This window comes from Acidisphaera rubrifaciens HS-AP3 (assembly GCF_000964365.1).
Classification (GTDB): domain Bacteria; phylum Pseudomonadota; class Alphaproteobacteria; order Acetobacterales; family Acetobacteraceae; genus Acidisphaera; species Acidisphaera rubrifaciens.
On the sequence record NZ_BANB01000805.1, the window covers coordinates 1 to 2,130 of the forward strand.

Consider the following 2,130-nt stretch of genomic DNA (forward strand, 5'->3'; position numbering starts at 1 on the left):
CCGCCTGCCGCAGCCGACGCGGCTGCCGGACGTGTTGTTCGACCACGCCCGGCAGATGCTGGCGCGCGAGGCGGACGGCACGACGCGGTTCCGGCTGATCGGCATCGGCGCCGCGCCGCTGGCGCCGTCGGACGCGGCCGACCGCGGCGACCTCGCCGATCCGCAGGCCGCCCGGCGCGTGGCGACGCAGGCGGCGATCGACCGGCTGCGCGCCCGCTACGGCACCGGGGTCATCGGTCGCGGACGCGGGCTGGCCAAAAAGACATAGCGGCCGGGACGACGTCCGTCCCGACCGGGTGCATTACGGCTTGACGCCGTGCTGTTCGAGGAGCTTGCGGTCGAGCGCGTCGAGTTCCTGGTTTTCCTTGTCGATGCGCTGCTGCGACGGCAGGACGCCGGCTGCCTGCTCCTGGCTGTCGACCGACGCGTCGGGCTGATGGGGCAGACCGTTCCAGATGTTGCCGTTGCGCAGCGGCACCCCGTTCGGGGTGGCCGCCCCCTGCGGCAGGGCGGGGGTGCTGAAATCGGGCGCGCCCTGGGCGCGGGCGGGCGGCGGCGTGGCGGCCATCCCGACCGCGACCGCGCACAGCGTGGCGATGGCAAGGGCTCGGACGATCATCACGGCCTCCTGTGACTATGCACGCGCACCGCGCACGGCCGAAGAATACGCCTTGCGCACGACCCGCTCCAGCGCGGTCGGCGGCCGTCAGCAGCGCTTGGGCAGAAGATGGAACTCCGTCATCAGCCCGTCCATGACAAAGGTTCCGAAATCCATGCGCATGTGGTCGCCGACGCCGTTGACCCAGTACCGCATCCCCGCCTCGTAGTCCGGCATCATCGCGTCTGGCTTGCGGTCGAAAAAGGCGACGTGGACGTCCACGCTCGGCAGCTTCAGCAGGTCAGGCCAGCCTTTGCCCTCGGCACCGGCGGGCTTGGTGTCGACCACGGTGATGAACGTGTCCTGGCCGCCCTTCTCGGACGTGCCGTCGAACAGCGGCAGGCCGATGAAGCGCTTGCCCGCCTCGGCCGCGTCGATGATGGCGGCGGTATGGGCCATCGGCAGCAGGGTGCCGGGCGGCAGCTTCACCACCGTCTCGGCCGGCAGGGTGTAGTGCACCTCGCCGCCGTTCGGCCCGGTCGTGGCTTCGCCGTCGGTCTGGCTGGTCACCGCCTCGTCGGTGGTCTGTTTCATGTGAAAGCGGAACCGGTGTCCGTCGCGCGATTCCCAGGTGACGTAGTCGGACACCATCTGCACGTTCTGGCCGTCGCGGTTGGTGATCGTCATCTCCAGCCGCTGATTGGTCGCCCAGCCGTCGCAGGCGTCCTGCACCTCGTAATGCATGGTCCCCTTGGCGGCGACGACATCGGCCGACTTCGCCGTATCGAGCGTCAGGGCATAGACCGCGCGATGGCCGGCCAGCACGGCGGCACCGGCCGGCGCGGCGCCGGGCAGCGTGGCGGCGAGGACGAGGGCGACCGCGGCTGCGGACACGGCGGACGATCGGAAGGGACAGCGCATCAGCTTCGGTCTCCGCGCGCAGGGATAAGGCAAGGGGACGGCCGGGCCGCGCTTGCCCCACCCGCCGGACGGACGCCGCATCGGCGACCCGGCATCTTGCCGGCATACGCCCTTGCGCGACAACGCACGACATGGGCCTCGTGCGGCGCGGCGACAGGGATGGGCGAGGCCGGGACGAGGCGCCCGGACGCGCCGCCGCGACGGGAGGGCGCCGATGACCGACTATCTCGACCCACGCACGGGGGGCACCTGGCCGCTCGATACGCCGCGCTGGTGCGCGCCGGACGGGACGCCGCTGCTGCTGACGCCGCTCCCGGGGATCGGGCGCGACGCGATCGACACGGCGACGCGCGGGCTGTGGCGCTATCGCGCGGCGCTGCCCTTCGTGCCGGATGCGCCGATCACGCTCGGCGAGGGCGGCACGCCGCTGCTGGCCCGCACCGTCGCCGGCGCCCCGGCCCTGGTGAAATGCGAATGGTTCGCCCCCACCGGCAGCTTCAAGGATCGCGGCGCCTCGGTGATGCTCTCGCTGCTGCGCGCCCAGGGCATCACGTCGGTGCTGGAGGACAGTTCCGGCAACGGCGGCGCGGCGATCGCCGCCTATGCGGCGG

At 72.2% G+C, this 2,130-nt stretch carries 3 protein-coding genes and 1 pseudogene; 2 read left to right on the forward strand and 2 right to left on the reverse strand.

Annotation, left to right across the window (positions count from 1 at the left end; genetic code table 11):
* A pseudogene (locus B8460_RS22350) lies at positions 1-268 on the forward strand (DNA polymerase IV); the annotation flags it as partial.
* Positions 269-301: 33 nt separating this feature from the next.
* Here B8460_RS22350 and B8460_RS17955 read toward each other — a convergent pair.
* Positions 302-619 carry a hypothetical protein gene (locus B8460_RS17955; protein ID WP_148360687.1) on the reverse strand — a complete coding sequence of 106 codons (318 nt, stop codon included), beginning with the start codon at positions 617-619 and terminating at the stop codon, positions 302-304.
* Positions 620-706: 87 nt separating this feature from the next.
* Positions 707-1,492 (reverse strand): cell envelope integrity EipB family protein, encoded by a 786-nt coding sequence (locus B8460_RS17960; protein ID WP_158322972.1) that lies wholly within the window; start codon positions 1,490-1,492, stop codon positions 707-709.
* A 241-nt stretch (positions 1,493-1,733) separates the two neighbouring features.
* On the opposite strand from B8460_RS17960, the gene B8460_RS17965 reads away from it, so the two are divergent.
* Positions 1,734-2,130: threonine synthase (locus B8460_RS17965; protein ID WP_048862993.1), on the forward strand; the 397-nt coding region annotated here is incomplete at its 3' end.

Coding starts and splice junctions, on each gene's coding strand:
- B8460_RS17955 (WP_148360687.1), bottom strand. CDS start 619: ATGATCGTCCGAGCCCTTGCCATCGCCACGCTGTGCGCGGTCGCGGTC.